This window comes from Psychrobacter fozii (assembly GCF_003217155.1).
In the GTDB taxonomy this organism is placed as follows: Bacteria; Pseudomonadota; Gammaproteobacteria; order Pseudomonadales; family Moraxellaceae; genus Psychrobacter; species Psychrobacter fozii.
This window is the reverse complement of sequence record NZ_QJSU01000001.1, coordinates 477,636-496,341: the sequence shown is the minus strand read 5'-3', so window position 1 is coordinate 496,341 and position 18,706 is coordinate 477,636. Positions and strand designations below refer to the sequence as shown.

General features: G+C 43.1%; 16 protein-coding genes and 1 riboswitch. Of the genes, 12 read left to right on the top strand and 4 right to left on the bottom strand.

Annotated elements, in window-relative coordinates:
* Positions 1-73 precede the first annotated feature (73 nt).
* A complete protein-coding gene (locus DFP82_RS02055; RefSeq protein WP_146221318.1) occupies positions 74-1,078 on the top strand; it encodes a hypothetical protein in 1,005 nt (334 codons plus the stop codon).
* Positions 1,079-1,149: 71 nt separating this feature from the next.
* Here DFP82_RS02055 and thiC read toward each other — a convergent pair whose 3' ends face one another.
* The gene (gene thiC, locus DFP82_RS02050) at positions 1,150-3,246 is read right to left on the bottom strand and encodes a phosphomethylpyrimidine synthase ThiC (RefSeq protein WP_245905598.1); all 2,097 of its coding nucleotides are present in this window, start codon (positions 3,244-3,246) and stop codon (positions 1,150-1,152) included.
* Positions 3,247-3,498: 252 nt separating this feature from the next.
* A riboswitch (TPP riboswitch) is annotated at positions 3,499-3,629 on the bottom strand.
* Between the two features lie 331 nt (positions 3,630-3,960).
* Between thiC and pstS the strand changes: the two genes are divergently transcribed.
* The 5 genes from pstS to phoU all read left to right on the top strand — a co-directional run bounded on the left by pstS (position 3,961) and on the right by phoU (position 9,193).
* Entirely contained in the window at positions 3,961-5,118 is a 1,158-nt protein-coding gene (gene pstS, locus DFP82_RS02045) for a phosphate ABC transporter substrate-binding protein PstS (protein ID WP_110922051.1), read from the top strand.
* Positions 5,119-5,292: 174 nt separating this feature from the next.
* Positions 5,293-6,246 carry a phosphate ABC transporter permease subunit PstC gene (gene pstC, locus DFP82_RS02040; protein WP_110922050.1) on the top strand — a complete coding sequence of 318 codons (954 nt, stop codon included), beginning with the start codon at positions 5,293-5,295 and terminating at the stop codon, positions 6,244-6,246.
* A 99-nt stretch (positions 6,247-6,345) separates the two neighbouring features.
* On the top strand, positions 6,346-7,260 hold the full coding sequence (pstA, locus tag DFP82_RS02035) for a phosphate ABC transporter permease PstA (RefSeq protein ID WP_110922049.1): 915 nt from the start codon (positions 6,346-6,348) through the stop codon (positions 7,258-7,260).
* A 264-nt stretch (positions 7,261-7,524) separates the two neighbouring features.
* Positions 7,525-8,283 carry a phosphate ABC transporter ATP-binding protein PstB gene (gene pstB / locus DFP82_RS02030; RefSeq protein ID WP_220034709.1) on the top strand — a complete coding sequence of 253 codons (759 nt, stop codon included), beginning with the start codon at positions 7,525-7,527 and terminating at the stop codon, positions 8,281-8,283.
* A 118-nt stretch (positions 8,284-8,401) separates the two neighbouring features.
* Entirely contained in the window at positions 8,402-9,193 is a 792-nt protein-coding gene (gene phoU, locus DFP82_RS02025; protein ID WP_110922047.1) for a phosphate signaling complex protein PhoU, read from the top strand.
* Positions 9,194-9,291: 98 nt separating this feature from the next.
* On the opposite strand, the gene DFP82_RS02020 is transcribed toward phoU, so the two are convergent.
* Positions 9,292-9,582: an oxidative damage protection protein gene (locus DFP82_RS02020; RefSeq protein ID WP_110922046.1), complete on the bottom strand. Its 291-nt coding sequence runs from the start codon at positions 9,580-9,582 to the stop codon at positions 9,292-9,294.
* 140 nt (positions 9,583-9,722) lie between these two features.
* Positions 9,723-11,096, bottom strand: coding sequence for an argininosuccinate lyase (gene argH, locus DFP82_RS02015; protein WP_110922221.1), 1,374 nt, complete (start codon positions 11,094-11,096; stop codon positions 9,723-9,725).
* Positions 11,097-11,302: 206 nt separating this feature from the next.
* Between argH and DFP82_RS02010 the strand changes: the two genes are divergently transcribed.
* The 6 genes from DFP82_RS02010 (at position 11,303) to DFP82_RS01985 (ending at position 17,318) form a co-directional block, all read left to right on the top strand.
* Positions 11,303-12,349, top strand: coding sequence for a histidine kinase (locus tag DFP82_RS02010; protein WP_245905596.1), 1,047 nt, complete (start codon positions 11,303-11,305; stop codon positions 12,347-12,349).
* Positions 12,350-12,677: 328 nt separating this feature from the next.
* On the top strand, positions 12,678-13,415 hold the full coding sequence (locus DFP82_RS02005) for a LytR/AlgR family response regulator transcription factor (protein WP_110922044.1): 738 nt from the start codon (positions 12,678-12,680) through the stop codon (positions 13,413-13,415).
* Between the two features lie 266 nt (positions 13,416-13,681).
* A complete protein-coding gene (hemC, locus tag DFP82_RS02000; protein WP_110922043.1) occupies positions 13,682-14,716 on the top strand; it encodes a hydroxymethylbilane synthase in 1,035 nt (344 codons plus the stop codon).
* A 97-nt stretch (positions 14,717-14,813) separates the two neighbouring features.
* Entirely contained in the window at positions 14,814-15,767 is a 954-nt protein-coding gene (locus tag DFP82_RS01995) for a uroporphyrinogen-III synthase (RefSeq protein ID WP_110922042.1), read from the top strand.
* 56 nt (positions 15,768-15,823) lie between these two features.
* On the top strand, positions 15,824-16,765 hold the full coding sequence (locus DFP82_RS01990; RefSeq protein ID WP_110922041.1) for a hypothetical protein: 942 nt from the start codon (positions 15,824-15,826) through the stop codon (positions 16,763-16,765).
* Positions 16,766-16,826: 61 nt separating this feature from the next.
* Positions 16,827-17,318, top strand: a complete 492-nt coding sequence (locus DFP82_RS01985) for an acyl-CoA thioesterase (protein ID WP_110922040.1) — start codon at positions 16,827-16,829, stop codon at positions 17,316-17,318.
* Positions 17,319-17,455: 137 nt separating this feature from the next.
* Here DFP82_RS01985 and ribBA read toward each other — a convergent pair whose 3' ends face one another.
* Complete coding sequence (ribBA, locus tag DFP82_RS01980) at positions 17,456-18,568, bottom strand: bifunctional 3,4-dihydroxy-2-butanone-4-phosphate synthase/GTP cyclohydrolase II (protein ID WP_110922039.1); 1,113 nt, start codon at positions 18,566-18,568, stop codon at positions 17,456-17,458.
* Positions 18,569-18,706 lie beyond the last annotated feature (138 nt).

Genomic DNA, 18,706 nt, shown 5'->3' with positions numbered 1-18,706 from the left:
TGGAGATATTGTGTTTCGATTTACTATCATAGGGTTGTTATTGCTAAGTGCGAGCATGTTTAGCTATGCTAATATGGCATCACCCATCGATGATGGTACCTTTGCAAGCACGGCATATTCGAGCACAGATATTGATATTCTCTCTGAAACTATAGATATCAATATCAGTAAGGGTTTTCATAAAGCTGATTATGATATTGCTTACGAGATTTATAGCGATAAAGCAGAAGAACGAATACCGCTGATTTTTGAAGTGTTCGAAGAATATATGAGCGATGATTCATACGAAAGCTTTGTCATTAAAGTAGATGGTCAAACTGTACCAGTGCTGAAAAATTACGATTATGAAAGTGGTTCAACAGCACTGCCTTCCTATTATGATGCTGAAACGGATACGGCTATACCGTTTAATAGTAATGCTAAATACTTTGAAATAGACTTAAGTAAAGGTAACCATGTTATTACTGTTGACTATTCTGCTTATCCTACAATAGACCGTAGTAATTGGACCAATCAGTATATCTATAGCTATTCATTGAAACCTGCCAAAACTTGGAAAAGCTTTGGTGACCTGACCGTTAATCTAAAGATTGCTGACGAGTCGCAATACTTGAAGACTAATCTTGGGAAGCCGTTAAGTGGAGCGATACAAGTTGATTCGAAGTGGTTCTTTGATCATATTCCTAAGGATGTTCTAGAAATATCTTATCAACAGCCACCAAGTTCTTTGGCGCAATGGTTAATTGATTTAGATGGAAGAGTAGTGTTCTTAGTATCGATAATGTTATTTGGTTTTATTCATTATAGATCGTTGCGTTGGAGTCACGAAAGGCGTTCTAAAAAAGCGAAAACAATTCTTTGGTTGGGAGTATTAATTGTACCTTTTATAGCATTGATGATAGTTTTCTATAAAATTTACCTTATAGACTGGTTACTAGGCGAGAATGCTAGCAGGTATCATGGTTATATATTTTTGATTGTCGTCTTCGGCTATCCACTGGCTTTGCCTTTTTATCTAATCATTATGAAGTTATGCGATTCTTATTTGAAACGAATTTTCTACTATCCGCACAAGTAGGTATAAAAAAGCTTGAACCCATTGGTTGGATTCAAGCTTTTTAAGTTAATCAGTTTCTAGTAAGTAAAGCGCTACACCTCTTTATACAACTGACGTCCTTCACTATTATACTTTTCGGTCATTTCTGTCATACCTTTATGGATCTCATCCAAACTGGCCTCGCCAACTTGACGAACCAGCTCAGTATCCACTTCTTTAATCAGATGACCTGCATCAGTCAGATCACCCGTTTGCGGGGTTACCTTTTTATCCGCGGCAGCCTTATCCAAACCCGCTGCATATTCACGCACGTTTTGAGTGATTTTCATTGAGCAGAATTTAGGGCCACACATCGAGCAAAAGTGGGCAACTTTATGCGCGTCTTTTGGGAGGGTCTCATCATGGAACTCACGTGCCGTGTCAGGGTCAAGCGCCAGATTAAATTGATCGTCCCAGCGGAATTCAAAACGTGCTTTAGATAACGCATTATCACGAGATTGTGCACCTGGATGACCTTTGGCCAAATCAGCAGCATGGGCCGCAATTTTATAAGTGATGATGCCATCTTTGACGTCTTTCTTGTTCGGTAGACCCAAATGTTCTTTTGGCGTCACATAGCACAGCATCGCTGTACCAAACCAACCAATCATCGCAGCCCCGATTGCACTGGTGATATGGTCATAGCCCGGCGCGATATCTGTCGTTAATGGCCCCAAAGTATAAAATGGCGCGTCAGCACACAGCTCAAGTTGCAAATCCATATTTTCTTTAATACGGTTCATAGCCACGTGCCCAGGCCCTTCGACCATCACTTGCACATCATGCTCCCACGCCACTTTGGTCAGTTCACCCAAGGTTTTGAGCTCGCTAAATTGCGCTTCGTCATTGGCATCTTGCAAGCAACCAGGGCGCAGACCATCACCCAAACTAAAGGCGACATCATAGGCTTTCATAATTTCGCAGATGTCTTCGAAGTGCGTGTACAAAAAGCTCTCTTGTTGGTGCACCATGCACCACTGCGCCATGATAGAGCCGCCGCGAGACACAATGCCTGTTAGTCGTCCGGCAGTCATCGGTACATAATCCAACAGCACACCTGCGTGAATGGTGAAGTAATCGACGCCTTGTTCTGCTTGCTCAATAAGAGTGTCACGGAAGATTTCCCACGTGAGATCTTCTGCCACTCCATCGACTTTTTCTAATGCTTGATAAATTGGTACGGTGCCAATCGGTACTGGCGAGTTACGAATCAACCATTCACGGGTTTCGTGAATATGATTGCCAGTAGACAAATCCATAATGTTATCCGCACCCCAACGCGTAGCCCATGTCATTTTAGACACTTCTTCATCAATAGAAGAACCCAGCGCTGAATTACCGATATTGGCATTAATTTTCACCAAAAAATTGCGTCCGATAATCATCGGTTCAGATTCTGGATGGTTAATATTGTTTGGAATAATCGCGCGACCCGCTGCTACTTCGCTACGCACAAACTCAGGGGTGATAACGGTCGGCGTATTGGCACCAAAGTTCTCACCATCGTGCTGACGCATATCGGTCAGCGCATGCTGTTTTTGCGTTTCGCGAATGGCGATATATTCCATTTCTGGGGTAATGATACCGCGACGAGCATAATGCATTTGCGTGACATTTTGCCCTGCTTTGGCACGGCGTGGCTTATCGATATGAGCGAATCTAAGGTTGGCAGTACTGATATCGCGGGCGCGTGCCAGTCCGTATGAACTAGACAATCCGCTTAATTGTTCGGTATCCCCACGCTCAGCAATCCAGCCTTCACGTAGTTTCGGCAAGCCTTTTGTCAAATCAATATCGACGTTGGGATCGGTATAAACGCCTGATGTGTCATAAACATAAAATGGTGGGTTCTGCTCCCATTCACCTTCAGAAACGCCTTGCACAGGGGTAGGGTCAAGCGTTATCTCGCGCATCGGCACTTGAATATCGGGTCTTGAACCTTCGATATAGACTTTACGAGAGGCGGGCAAGATACGGTGCAAATCGCGAGCGTCTTCTTCGAATCGCGCATCACTTGCGGCACGGTGGGCAGGGGTTTTTAGCGCGTCTGCTTTTTTATCCGCTTTGCTGCCACTCGCATTGAGTGAGGCACTGGCTGGGATATGAGTTTGAGCGGCTTTTGTGTTCGGGGAGGTCTCTAAAATAGTCATATGCTGTCCTAGCGTGTTGGTTTTTGAATAAAATCAACACCGCCAGTATCTGCGGGGGTAGCATTTGTAATTTTGGCAAATTCAGTTCATGAGCATCATTCGCGACTAAAACTGAGTGATATAGTCGTGAGTGATACTCATCAAACGTTGGACGCAGCTTTGTATCAGTTTTCACTATTTAGTAGTACATCACGCACACTAAGATAGTAATGAAGATAAAAAGGCATTTCTGCACGTCCCTTGCTATAAATAACAAAGTGCTTAAGACTTCCCTGCGTCGGTACTAACCGCATCAGGTTCGGCGGGTGATCTCTCAGCGAATGTATTAGGGCATCTACTTTAATAAAGCGAGCCAATAATACACCGCACCCCGAGTCTGTCAGTGTTGTGAATCTTCTTCATACTAACAAAATTCTGCTATGAGGGCTAATGGTATTTGGTCATAGTTGTTCCATCTACACAGCAGATTTCAAATCTGTGATAAGCACAGAACATGAGCACCCTTCGATAAGCGCTCTTTAACTACTACTTAATAAATGCGCTGTAATAAGTAGGCACATCTTTATTCTTCTAAGACTTCTCAAATTGCACATTTATTACAGCAAATGAAAGATTCATAAGGTTGTCATTAAACTGTCATAAAAACTTGTCAAGATAGCACGCATGTCACAAACAATGCTTTTTTGTATCGTTGTTAAACTTTAGGAGTCTTACATGCGTTATTCGTTATTAGCAGTGGCCGTTAGTTGTACATTAGTGCTTACGGCATGTAATAAATCGACTGAAACGACAGAGTCAGCTGCTGATAGTAGCGCTGTCAGCACTGAGGCAACCACTCAGACAGTATCTTCTTCTACAACAGGTTTTAAATCTGCTGAGAATATCGCAATGAATATCACAGGTGCAGGCGCATCGTTCCCGCAGCCTATCTATGCCAAATGGTCTTATGACTATAATGGTGCGACTGGTGGTCAAGTCAACTATCAATCAATTGGTTCTTCTGGTGGTATCAAACAGATTCAATCAAAAACTGTCGATTTCGGCGCTTCTGATGCACCGATGACGCCTGAAGAGTTAGACGAAGCAGGCTTGATTCAGTTTCCAACCGTTATCGGTGGTGTCGTACCTATCGTAAACATCGACGGTGTTGAGCCTGGTCAATTACAGTTAGACGGTACAACATTAGCAGATATCTATTTGGGCAAAATTAGCAACTGGAATGATCCGGCTATCAAAGCAATGAACCCAGATTTGACATTACCTGATGCTGCTATTACTACCGTATTCCGCTCAGACGGTTCAGGTACGACTTTTAACTTCACTGATTATTTAGCAAAAGTGTCAACGGACTGGAAAGACAGTGTCGGCGTTGATAAGACTGTGAAATGGCCAACCTCTGCTACTGGTGCAGGCGGTAAAGGTAACGAAGGCGTATCAAGCTACGTAAACCGTATGAAAAATTCTATCGGTTACGTTGAGTATGCTTATGCCAAGCAAAACAAAATGTCACACACAGCGCTAAAAAATGCTGCGGGTAACTTCGTACAACCTTCTGCAGAAACCTTTGCAGCGGCTGGTGATATCGACTGGTCACAGCAAGAAGGCTTTTATAAAGTCATCACTAACTCTGAGACTGAGCAAGCATGGCCTATCGCTGCTGCGACCTTTATCTTAGTACACAAGCAACCAGAAAATCCTCAGCAAGTGGCTGGTGTGCTGAACTTCTTTGATTGGGCCTATACCCAAGGTGACGATGATGCCATGGCACTAGATTATGTTCCATTCTCTGATACAGCTGTTGCCTTATTCAAAGCCAAATGGAATGACGTAAAAGGCAGTGATGGACAACCAGTCTACAAGCCAGCTCAGTAACTGGTATCTGCTAAATAAGCTTTAGCACGTTACGAGTTACCCTCTCGAATAACTATTCTCCGGTAGTTATTTGAGAGGTTTTATCACAGTAAGTTTGAGCCTAAGCTTGCTGTGATAAAACCCAATAAAGATTTCTAATATTTTGACTCAACCCTATTCAATGCTGAGACACTTATGAATGATTTAAGGTCCCAATTGGCTAAACAAAAACGTTACGATTTTTTGTTTGTTAATGCAACCAAAGCTTTTGCCATTCTTGTCCTAATGTCTTTAGGTGGTATTTTAGTATCATTGATAGTCGGCGCATGGCCGAGCATTCAAGCATTTGGTTTGGGTTTTTATACCAGTAATAACTGGGATACAGTTGCCAATGAGTATGGTGCATTAGCGCCTATTTACGGCACGTTAGTGACATCGTTTATTGCTATCTTAATTGCGGTTCCAGTCAGCTTTGGTATTGCCATATTTTTAACTGAGATGTGCCCAAAGTTCTTAAAAAAGCCCCTTGGTATCGCTATTGAGCTATTGGCTGGTATCCCTTCTATCATTTACGGTATGTGGGGATTGTTTGTCTTTGCGCCTTTCTTTGGTGATCACATTCAGCCATGGTTCATTGAGCACATTGGCCCACTGCCTATCATCGGTAAACTATTTGCAGGTGCGCCAATGGGACTAGGTATGTTCACAGCATCCCTTGTACTTGCCATCATGATTATTCCGTTTATCGCAGCCACCATGCGTGATGTTTTTTCGGTTGTACCAGACCTGTTGAAAGAGTCGGCTTATGGAATGGGTGCGACCACTTGGGAAGTCATGTTCAAGATTATCCTGCCTTATACCAAAGCAGGTGTGGTAGGTGGCGTCATTTTGGGATTGGGTCGTGCATTGGGCGAGACGATGGCAGTCACTTTCTTGATTGGTAACGCCTTCAACATCAGTCCAAGTCTCTTTACGTCAGGCGTGACGATTACGTCAGCCTTGGCGAATGAATTTGCAGAAGCGTCGAGTGAGCTACATTTGGCTTCCTTACTACATCTGGGCTTAATCTTGTTTGTCATTACCTTCATCGTGCTATCGCTCGCTAAGCTGATGCTCATGAGTATGGATAAAAAAGCAGGTAATCGCTAGTTGCTAGATTGCCTTAGTTTGATTGAGTCAGTTCGAGTGAATCAATCAGTTAAGTGTCGATGGTTATTGGTATTGATAAAAATACGGGAAACACATTTTATGCCTTCTAACAATGCTACCAACGCAATCAATGCACCGTCACCGCTGAACACAGGTTTTGAAGGGCGTTATAACAGAAGCTTATATAATAAGCGCCGCTGGGCCAATAAAGTGGGTCTAGGGTTTGCTATGGCGGCGATGGTTTTCGGTTTATTTTGGCTGTTTTGGATTTTGCTTACGCTTTTAGTGGAAGGCTTTCAGGGCATAGTGCAACTGCCTATCTTTACTGCTGATACACCGCCACCGATGAGTGCTGGCGGGTTACGCAACGCGATTGTCGGTTCAGTCATGTTAGCGTTTTCAGGATTGTTTATCGGGGCACCTATCGGACTGATGACAGGTATTTATTTATCTGAGTTTTCTCAAGGTAGCATGCTTGGTAAAGTCACGCGATTCTTAAATGATATTTTGTTATCGGCACCGTCTATTGTCATTGGTCTGTTTATTTATGCGCTCATGGTAAAAGGTCAAAGTTTCTCTGGTTGGGCGGGCGCATTGGCATTGGCATTGATTGTCATCCCTGTGGTCGTGCGTACGACTGAGAATATGCTGAATCTGGTTCCTAATAGCATTCGTGAGGCAGCCTATGCATTGGGCACACCCAAGTGGAAGATGGTGACGCAAGTAACGATCAAGGCTGCTAGAGCCGGACTTACGACTGGGGTGTTATTGGCCTTTGCGAGAATCACAGGTGAGACGGCACCATTGCTATTTACCGCGCTGAACAACCAGTATTTCAGCACTGATATGGGTCAACCTCTTGCCAACTTACCAAATACGATCTACCAGTTTGCGATGAGTCCTTATGACAACTGGCATACTTTAGCGTGGGCAGCGGCGCTCCTTATTACTACTTCTGTCTTGGTACTCAATATTTTGGCGAGATTTATTGGTAGTAGAGGTCAGGTCAAATAAAGCCTGATGTCAGATGACACAGCACGAAGATACCAAGATACCAAGATACCAAGCATTTACTCACACTTATACGAAATCAATTAAGCTAGGTTGGATAATATTATGAATGATGTCGCAAGCAAAACACGCACCAAAAGCACGGTTGATACATTCAATACGACAACTGGCAATTTATTGAATCGATCCATGTCTACGAGCACACAAATGCAGCAACCCGATATTGCCAGCCTGACCAAACAAACCCTTCATGATCTCCCGCAAAATATGCCGCCGGCAAAAATGCAGATTCGTGATTTAAATTTTTATTATGGTGATTTCCAAGCACTAAAAAATATCAATATCGATATCCCTGATAAAAAAGTAACCGCTTTTATTGGTCCATCAGGTTGTGGCAAATCCACGCTATTACGTACCTTTAATCGTATGTACGACTTGTATCCAGGTATGCGTGCCGAAGGCAGTATCAACCTTGATGGCAATGATATATTGGGTAAAGACGTCGATGTGAATTTGCTACGCGCCCAAGTCGGCATGGTCTTTCAAAAACCAACCCCATTCCCAATGTCGATTTATGACAATGTGGCCTTTGGTGTACGCCTCTACGAAAAGTTAAGCAAGGCTGAGCTAGACAATCGCGTGGAATGGGCACTCAAGAAATCTGCATTATGGCCAGAAGTAAAAGACAAACTAAAGGCTTCTGGATTGTCTTTATCAGGCGGACAGCAGCAGCGCTTATGTATCGCACGAAGTGTCGCGACCAAGCCTGAAGTATTACTACTCGATGAGCCGACATCCGCGTTAGATCCTATCTCGACGGGTGCGATCGAAGATTTGATCGAAGACCTAAAAAATGACTATACCATTGCTATCGTCACTCACAACATGCAACAAGCGGCGCGGGTGTCAGACTATACGGTCTATATGTATTTAGGCGATATGATTGAGATGGGTGAGACTGATCAAGTATTTACTAAGCCTGTTCAAAAAGCGACAGAAGACTATATTACAGGTCGTTATGGCTAACACTGAGCATTAATAAGTGAAAAATGCTCGATACGTTTGATAAGGTTTTGTGAGCTAATTCATTTAACCTAAAAATCTCATCGCGTTACTAATATATGTATTTCAGGGAATACCTCTTATGCAAAGTGATAAGCATATCTCTAAAAGTTTTGACCAAGATCTTGACGAAGCCATTCGGTTGTTTCTATACATGGGTGATAGGGCCGCGGACCAAGTGGCCCAAGCCATTCATGCGCTCATCGATAAAAATGAGACGTTGGCACAAGAGGTCATCGATTTAGATTTTGAGATAAATCGAATGGAAGTAGAGTTGGATGAGCATATTTTGTTATTGGTCGCAAAACGCCAGCCTGCCGCCAGTGATTTACGTTTGGTCATGTCCATCAGTAAAGGCGTGGTTGATTTAGAACGTATTGGTGATGAAGCCGTAAAAATTGCCCAAATGGCAAATAAAATCGCCGCGCAAGGTAAATTGTCGTACGGCTACTCAGAAGTACAGCACCTAAGTAATCAAGTTCGCCTCATGCTCCATAATGCGTTAGAGGCTTTTAGTCAGTCGAATGCCGAGCAAGCATTTGAGGTCATGCGTAATGACAATGTGGTCAACGATGAGTATCAATCGGCTATTCGCGCACTAATGACCTATATTATGGAAGATTCACGCCATGTCTCAAAAGTAATCAATATTATGTGGGTCTTGCGTGCACTTGAGCGTATTGGCGATCATGCACAGAATGTCGCCGAGCTGGTGATTAACTATAGTAGTGGTCAAGATGTTCGTCATTCTGACTATGCACTGGTCGAAAAAGCCGTACAAGAAGCCAATGACCGCATGGCGGCGCGCCAAGTCAGTGTCACATCAGCCACAGTGTCAGATTCTGACAGTGCTTCATTAGATAATGATGAATAGTAAAAACTATTAAGTTGGTATTTGATTGTTAAAAAAACGCGCTATATGAAATAGCGCGTTTTTTGATGTTTGTTAAAAAGTAAGAAAAGAAAGAAGGACTAGCTTTCTGGTGTCCAACCCTGTGCACGTTCATAGTCTTCATTGTCTAAAAACTTATCACGTTGTTCGGTTAAGAACTTTTTGGCGGCAGGATCCATCATGCTTAAATGGTTTTCGTTGATCAGCATGGTTTGATGTTCGATCCATTCTTTCCACGCTTTGTCAGATACGGTTTCTTGCAGCTCTTGACCTTTCTTATTAGGAAAAGGCGGGTGTGGCATCTTTGGCAAATCTTGCTTATATTTACGGCAAAATACAGTATTGGCTTGAGGATTAAAAGTCTCAGTCATAAGGCGTTCCTTATTATGTATGGGTCTTTATAAATATATTTTAAATGACGTTACCTGCTTATGGTAACAAAAACACCCGCCTAAGTAGCGGGTGTTTTTCGATTATTAAATTAATAAACTACTTGGTTATAAAGTCGCTTTTAAGCAAAAGCTTTCAAACGAGCCCGACCATTGATTACGGCCTTTTTCACTTGATTCGGTGCAGTGCCACCTAAATGGTCACGGGCTGCTAATGAGCCTTCTAGCGTTAGATAATCAAAGACATCCTCACCGATAGCATTGCTAAACTGCTGTAGCTGTGCCAATGATAAATCACTCAAATCAACGCCTTCTTTGATACCCAAAGCAACGGCATTACCAACCACTTCATGGGCATCACGGAACGCAACACCTTGGCGTACCAGATAATCTGCAAGGTCAGTGGCAGTCGCGTAGCCTTTCATAGTGGCAGCACGCATGTTTTCTTTATTAGGCGTGATGTTAGGTAGCATATCACCAAAGGCCAATAAACAGCCGGTAAGGGTATCGACGCAATCAAAGAGTGGCTCTTTGTCTTCTTGATTGTCTTTGTTATAGGCCAGTGGCTGACTCTTCATCAGGCTAAGCAGGGTCATCAGTTGACCAAAGACACGTGCTGCTTTACCGCGTACCAATTCAGGTACATCAGGGTTTTTCTTCTGCGGCATGATAGATGAGCCAGTACAGAAGCGATCTGGAATCTGCACGAAGTTAAACTGTGCTGACATCCAAAGAATAATCTCTTCACTCATGCGTGACATGTGCATCATGAGAATAGACGCGGCAGAGGTAAACTCAATGGCAAAATCACGATCAGAAACTGCATCCAAAGAGTTCTGGCAGATACCTTCGAAACCAAGCAGTTCAGCAGTAATCGTACGATCGATTGGGAACGTTGTACCAGCTAGAGCCGCACTACCAAGTGGCATCTGATTAATACGGCGGCGCGCGTCGACCAAACGTTCAGTATCGCGATACAACATCTCAAACCATGCCATCACGTGATGGCCAAAGCTGACGGGCTGTGCCGTTTGCAAATGGGTAAAGCCTGGCATGATGGTATCGGTATGTTGATCAGCCAAATCCAGCAAGCCACTTTGCAAACGTACCAATAGGGCTATGATGTTATCCGTCTCTTCACGCAACCAAAGACGAATATCGGTAGCTACCTGATCGTTACGGCTACGACCAGTATGTAGTTTTTTACCAACCGCACCTATAATGTCAGTCAGACGTGATTCGACGTTCATGTGTACGTCTTCGAGCGCGATTGACCAGTTAAATTCACCGGCTTCAATCTCGCGCAACACTTGCTGCAGGCCATCGATGATAGTGGCCACTTCGTCAGCAGTCAGAATGTCACATTCTTTGAGCATGGTCGCATGAGCGATCGAGCCTTGAATATCGTGACGTGCAAAACGTTGGTCAAAGCCGACAGATGCGGTAAAGGCAGCAACGAAGCTGTCGGTTGCTTCACTAAAGCGACCGCCCCACATTTGCTGACCCTGACTGCTTGCAGGGCTGTTATTTGTTGTAGAGGCATCTGTGCTAGAATCAGAGACAGATGCAGTTACATTTGATTCGGGATTACTAAGGTTTGAAGAATTGGCGTTCATATCGGTACAAGACAAGTCAAGAGAATAAGAACTCGAGTATAGCAAAGGATGAGGTAGCCTTGCTAGCGGAGCGCTTAGAGTTTTTTATGCCCAAGCTCATGGATGTCATGAAAGTTTGGCAGTGGCTGTTGTATGTCTTTTTTTGGTCGATATTCGTAACGGTGACGCATCGTTACGAGATCGCCACTTGGGCAGATTTTTTGATGCAACTCTCGAGCAGGTTACTCCAAAATATTTTGAGCATCATGCCATCGCTGTATATCATTGACTATCTGCGCCATATCTTTAAAAGTATGAGCATCCCCAAAGTCACGGTATATGTAGTCAGCATACTAATGACTACCTATGCCATTTCAATGACGCTAATCAGTCTTATTATGATTAATATGGGTTGGGTTGAGTACAATCATCAGACGTTCATTCCAGATATATTAATTGATACCGTGAGTGCTGGTGGTTTTGCCTTGATATTTTTGCTGTATTTCTTACGCCGATATCGTGAGATGAATGCACTTAAGCAATCATTTGAACACAAACTAAGTGCCCAAAACGATATCATCAAAGCGCGTCTTTCCCCGCATTTTTTCTTTAATACCATTAACACACTTGTGTCCCTTATCGAATCCAACCCACCACGAGCGGCTGCCTTATTACAGAACGTTTCCGCATTATTCCGTGCCAGCTTTAATGGGGCGCGCGAGATTAGCTTCGAAGAAGAGATCGCTCTATGTGAGCATTATTTGGCGATTGAAGCTAGCCGTTTGGCAGATAAGCTTGAGGTGACATGGGATCTACCTGACGAAGATGTGATGTATGACATGGTTATCAATGCCTTAACCCTGCAGAGCATATTGGAACGAATGCTGCTAAATGTGGTTGAGATGACCACTGAAATTATTTGTATCAATATTAAAGTAACGTGGCAGCAGCATCAGGTTATGATTGTAATTGGTGTCGACCTTCCCAAAAGAACCTTAATCATTAATCATGATTTACGCCAAAACATGAGTTTTTATGTTCAAGCTGAGCGTTTACGTTCCTATTTCGGTCAAAGTGCTGATATTAAAAGCACAGTGACCAACACCCAAATTATTACTGTTATTGACTATCCGCTACAAGACGTCAGTCTATGATGATTTTTTCATTACTTATTTTTTATTTTTCTTATAAATAAATAACCGTGGCATACATATTGCATCGTATATCTATATTATTGTTTTACTTTGTATTTAGTAGTGATTAAGAATCATTATTATTGATGGTGAATAAATAAACATGAAAAACGAGATACAAAAAATAGCCTCGTATTAAATTTATTATTAGCCCTGATTTATCGGTTATTATAGAATTTTTTATTTGTGGTTTTATTAAATATTTTTATGCTAAGCGAATGGTAATGAGTGATAGTATGTTTGTAATGTCTATTGAAAGTATTAAGTTTGTCCAGGGATGGGAGTTTGCATGCGTATTGTAGTTTGTGATGATGAACCGCTAGCGCGTGAGCGTTTGGTCCGAATTGTACAAGAGTCAGGTCATCAAGTGGTCGCTCAAGCAACAACAGGTAAAGAAGCCATTATGGCTGTTAAAACGCAGCAGCCAGATATCATATTGTTAGATATCCGTATGCCTGAAATGGATGGTGTACGCTGTGCTCAAGAGCTTTCGCAACTTGATCACCCACCAGCGATTATATTTGTCACGGCTTATGATCATTATGCAATTGCTGCTTTAAAAGCCAATGCGATTGGCTACTTATTGAAGCCTGCTAATAAAGATGAACTAGTAGAAGCGCTGAATAAAGCTAAAAATCTAAATGCTGCTCAGTTGAATGAAATTCGTAAGCTAGAAGATCCCACCGCACGGCCAGTACGCGAACATATCGCTGCTCGTACTCACCGCGGCGTTGAGCTCATTAAGCTTAAAGATATTTACTATTTTACGGCTGATCAGAAGTACGTCAAAGTCCGCCATAAAGATGGCATTGTACTCATTGATGAAACGTTAAAAGAACTTGAGCAAGAGTTTGAAGATCGACTATTTCGCGTGCATCGTAACGCAATTATCAATCTCAGCTTTTTGGATTACTTAGAAACGTTAGATGCAGGGCAGTATCAGATACGTTTTAAAGGTATTGATGAGACGCTAGCCGTTAGTCGTCGCCACTTGCCAGCATTACGTGACAAAATTCAAAGTATGTAACTTAACACATGTAACTTACTGTTTTAATAGTGAAATAATCATCCCATATCATCAAACCCTTATTTATGCTTAAATAGGGGTATTTTTTTGCGTCAGTATTCACTATAACAGGTGTATAGCGCTCGTTTTCTGAGGCAAGTTTCCACATTGTTTAGTACGGGTGTCATACTACAAAGATATTATGCCGTACAGATACGAGCAGCACTGACAGCACAGCCCAACATTACAGCACCAACATAATAATACCGAACTTATTGAGGCCTTTTATGAGCAATTCGCAGCAAACTGCATTGACCACTTTAAACATCGCTACACGTCAGAGTCCTTTAGCACTATGGCAAGCTGAGCATATTCGTGCACGGCTATTAGAAATGTATCCTGAATTGACGATTAACTTGCTCAAAATTGTCACTAAGGGTGACAAGATACTAGACACACCGTTGGCCAAAATTGGTGGCAAAGGATTATTTGTCAAAGAGCTTGAGCAAGCGTTGTATGACAAGCAAGCGGATATTGCAGTCCATTCATTAAAAGATGTACCGATGCAGCTGCCTGAAGGATTGACGCTAGGTGTCTATTGTAAACGTGCTTCACCTACGGATGCTTTTGTTTCTAATACTTATAATAGTATTGATGAGTTGCCACAAGGTGCGGTGGTGGGAACGTCCAGCTTGCGCCGTCAGTGTCAGATCAAAGCCTATCGCTCAGACTTACAGATCAAGACTTTGCGCGGTAATGTTGGTACTCGTTTGGGTAAGCTAGACGCGGGCGAGTATGATGCGATTATTTTAGCGACCAGTGGCTTGCAGCGCATTGAGCTGGATGAGCGTATACGCGGTGAGCTTGAAATTGATGCTTGCTTACCTGCAGTTGGACAAGGTGCGCTAGCAATTGAATGCCGTGAAGGTGACGATGAAGTATTAAAGCTACTAGCACCGCTTAATGACGATAAAGCACGTATTCGTCTTATTGCAGAGCGCGCACTAAACCGTCATCTAGAGGGTGGTTGCCAAGTGCCGATTGCTGCCTATGCTGTCTTGCAAATGGCTAGTGAAACAGATGCCAATAACGATGATAATGGCGATAACGGTAATAACGACAATGGTAATGTGTTGTGGCTCCGTGGCCGAGTAGGTCAAGCTGATGGTAGCCAGTTATTAAAGGCAGAAAAGCGTGTCACATTAGTCGGTACGCAAGAAGAGCAAGAAATACAGGCCAATCAACTTGGTATTGATGTTGCTAAGCTCCTACTTGCCGATGGCGCTGGTGATATCTTATCAGCGATTTATCACCCTGAATAACACGTCAGTATCTTTATTAGCTTAGCCATAACGCCCTCACTGTAGATGTTGATGGGTGGTTAAGCCAACTTTATCAGTCTTTTGTCATGGTACATCTATGTCATCGTCAATTTACGCCAAATCTGTGCATAAAGGTCAGGCAACGGATGCTCATCTGTTGCTACCACAAGTCGTCATCAATACCCGCCCAGTAGAGCGGTCAGCACCACTGACTCAGCACTTACAAGCGGAGGGGTTGAGCGTGGTTGAGATGCCAATGTTGGCGCTACAGTCGCGCCCAACGACTAATGATGACATGATATTGATGCAGCAATGGCTAGCAGGGGCTTATAAGGCACTTGTTATCGTTAGCCCAACGGCGGCCGCTGCAGGTTTAGCTGTCTGGCAAATGCTGAAGCGTGAGAATCAAGTACGAGATGACGAAAATGATCAAGTAGATGCACCTGTAAAAGCACCAAGCCATATCATTGCTGTTGGTGAGGCGACGGCGGCTGTCTTAAGTAATAGACTTGCTCATGAGTTAGAGTATCAGGTGCGCCAGCCTGAAGTTGCCAATAATGAAGGTATGTTGGCGATGCCTGAGATCGAGAGTTTGCAGGCAGGTGATAAGCTGCTGGTATGGCGTGGACTTGGTGGTCGGCGATTATTGGTCGATGCATTACAGGCGCGTGGTGTCCATGTTGATAGCATTGCTTGGTACGAGCGAAAAATGCCTGTAGAGGCAAGCGTGCAATACGAGCAATGGCTACAAGGTTTTCTGACATCTTGTTCTGAGACGGATGTAGCTTTATCAGAGCAGCCAAAGCCAATCGTGGTGGTCAGTAGTGGTGCTGCTTTTGAGCATTGGGAAGCTGTTGTTAGTGCTGTGGCAGAGAAGCGCCTAGAACCAACTGCTGATACAGTTCTTCCACCACTTGAGCTAGCAGATTTTGCGTATGTGGTACTAGGCGAGCGCTTAGCTAATATGGTCGCAGAGCAGCAACTATATTATTGGCGTGTAGAAGACTTGGCGCCAGAAACTATCCTCGCTGCGATCAGATCTAAACATTAATTTTTTGCATTCTTTATTCTAACTATATTTAAATCTACCAATAACGGCGTTGCCTTATGTCAATTAATTCTGAATCGTTACCTAAGGAACCTTCGGCTGTTCAACAACGCCGGCAAGCAAATATGTTGTTGGTACGACTGCAATGGTTCGTTATTCTGTTGCTGGTTGCTGCGTTGTTTTGGCTTTATATTAGTCAACAGCGTTTTCAAAATAACGTCAATGATCGTTTGCAAAGCAATGAGCAAATCGCCAGTCGTCTTAATGAGATGGATGATCGCTTATTTTCGATGAGTCAACAGACGTTACCAAAGCCTAGTGCCACTGTTAGCAGTCAAGCTCAAAACCAGCTAGATTTATTACGTATTCAAATACAAGCCGCTGATAGGTTGTTGGCAGATAATAATGATAATGCTGCGATTGAGTTGCTGCGAGGATTACATTGGCAGCTCTCACAAAGTAGTAATGAAATTGCGCCAGCGCTAACTATCGTGATCAAACAAAGCTTGATGAAAGATATTGAGCGTCTACAAGCCAGAAGCTCGCAACCTAGCCCTTGGCAGCTACAAAACTTAGCCATCCAAAACATTCAAGATTTTTTGCACAGTCATGAGCGTGCGACTAGTACGGCGACTCCGACGAAAACCACCGATAATAATGCAGGTCTAACACGTAGACAGCTCGTGATTCATGAAGTCATCATGACATTGAATCTAGCAAATCAAGCCAGCAATATGCGTGAGCAAGATCAATTTATTAGCTATTTGACGCAAGCGCGAAAGCAATTGCAGAGTTTAGTCCCTCAAAATCTAGAGCCAAAAAATTCAGACAAGCAAACATCGGCAAGTACAAAAAAAGCGGTTAACGAGACCAATGTACAGACCAAATCATCACCTGCGAATATTCCAGAAGTTATAGATTGGTTAGATCGATTAATTGCCAATGCACCAAAACCAACACCGTTGTTAACGACACAGATTTTGGATCAACCAAAACGTTAATGTTCAACAGACCCTATTGTGCCAAAAATTTATTAATACAAAGAATAAGAGAAATGACATTATGGACAGTTTGAACCAAGAAGCACATTTGGCCTCTACTATCGCAGAAAACCATAATCCTGACGAACTATCTCATTATCCAGTGATTCATCATCAGCCTATTCATTGGGGCGAAATGGATGCCTTTAATCATTTAAACAATGTCGTTTATTATCGCTATGCTGAATCAGCGCGTATTGGGTATTTGCAGACATTAGGGATGTTTGATGGCAGCATGATCACCGTATTGGCTCAATCGAGCTGTCAGTATTTACGTCCTGTGATTTATCCAGATACTTTATTATTGGGTGTGCGTTGTCAGCGCTTGGGTAGGACCAGCATCGTAATAGAGTACAGTTACTACAGTACGGCACAACAGGCAGTCGTTGCGACGGCTGAGGCAGTTGTGGTGCGTCTAGATAGTAGTGGAAAGGATAAATTACCATGGACAATCGAGGAGCGTGAACGGTTATTAGCACTAGAGGCAAAATTTGGCCATACGCCTGAGTATTAAAACTCAAAGAATTATTTTATATAAGTGAATGAGTTGAAATAGTAAGTAAAATTATCAAACATAGAAAAGGCACGCTACCATTGGAGTAGCGTGCCTTTTTTATACTTTGTTTTTTGACTCAATAGTGCAAGCAGATATTAGTCTTGTTGCGGTGCTTGAACGAAATCGACCACGTTTAATTCAAAACCTGATAACGCATAAAACTTCATCGGTGATGACAATAAACGCATATCACGGACACCTAAGTGACGTAATATTTGTGCGCCAACACCAACGCTACGATACGGCTGTTGAGTGAGCGTTGATTGCGATTCATTGTCTGCGGCTTTATCTAACGCATCCCCTAAATCAACAGGTTGGTTACTACCAATCCAAACCAATACACCGCGATCCGAGGCACTAATTTCTTTTAATGCGGCTTGTACGCTCCAGCCACTACGGCCAGTCATGTCATTTTTAGCCGCAAACAAATCACGTAATGGATGGAAGCCATGAACACGTACCGTACTAACGCCTTCGCTGACATCGCCTTTGACTAACGCTAAATGGGTCTCATCAGCACCAAATTCACGGAAGCGATGCAAGGTGAACGTACCATGTTCAGTTTCAAAAGGATATGATTCTACTTCTTCTACTGTCTGTTCATTCGCAATACGATAGTTGATAAGATCAGCAATCGTACCTATTTTTAGATCATGCTCTTTAGCAAATATTTCTAGATCATCACGACGTGCCATCGTACCATCAGCATTGATGATTTCGACCAGCACAGATGCTGGCTCAAGGCCTGCTAGGCGTGATAAATCACAACCTGCTTCTGTGTGACCAGCGCGATGCAATACACCACCATCTTGCGCAATGATAGGAAAGATATGGCCAGGCTGTACAATATCTTCAGCTTTAGCAGTAGCAGAAACCGCTGCTTGAATAGTACGGGCGCGATCGGCAGCGGAAATACCAGTTGTAACGCCTTCAGCCGCTTCGATTGATACGGTAAAGTTGGTGCTGAATTTTGCTTCGTTGCGCTCAGACATCAGTGGTAAAGACAGCTGGTGCGCACGAGCTTGTGAGATAGTCAAACAGACTAAGCCACGCGCATGGGTAATCATAAAGTTAATATCTTCAGGGCGCACATGGGTCGCTGCCATGATGATATCACCTTCGTTTTCGCGGTCTTCATCATCCATCAAGACGACCATTTTACCAGCACGAATGTCTTCGATAATCTCAGGGATCGTATTTAAACTCATAGTAAATCTCAATATTTTATTATTTATAGATAGGTGTGATTTGGAATATAGAGCATTATCTGCCTATTGTAGCAGCAGATGATACAAAGCGCTGTTACGGTCAAGCAAAGCGCGCTATCAGTAATGTCATTCAATAAA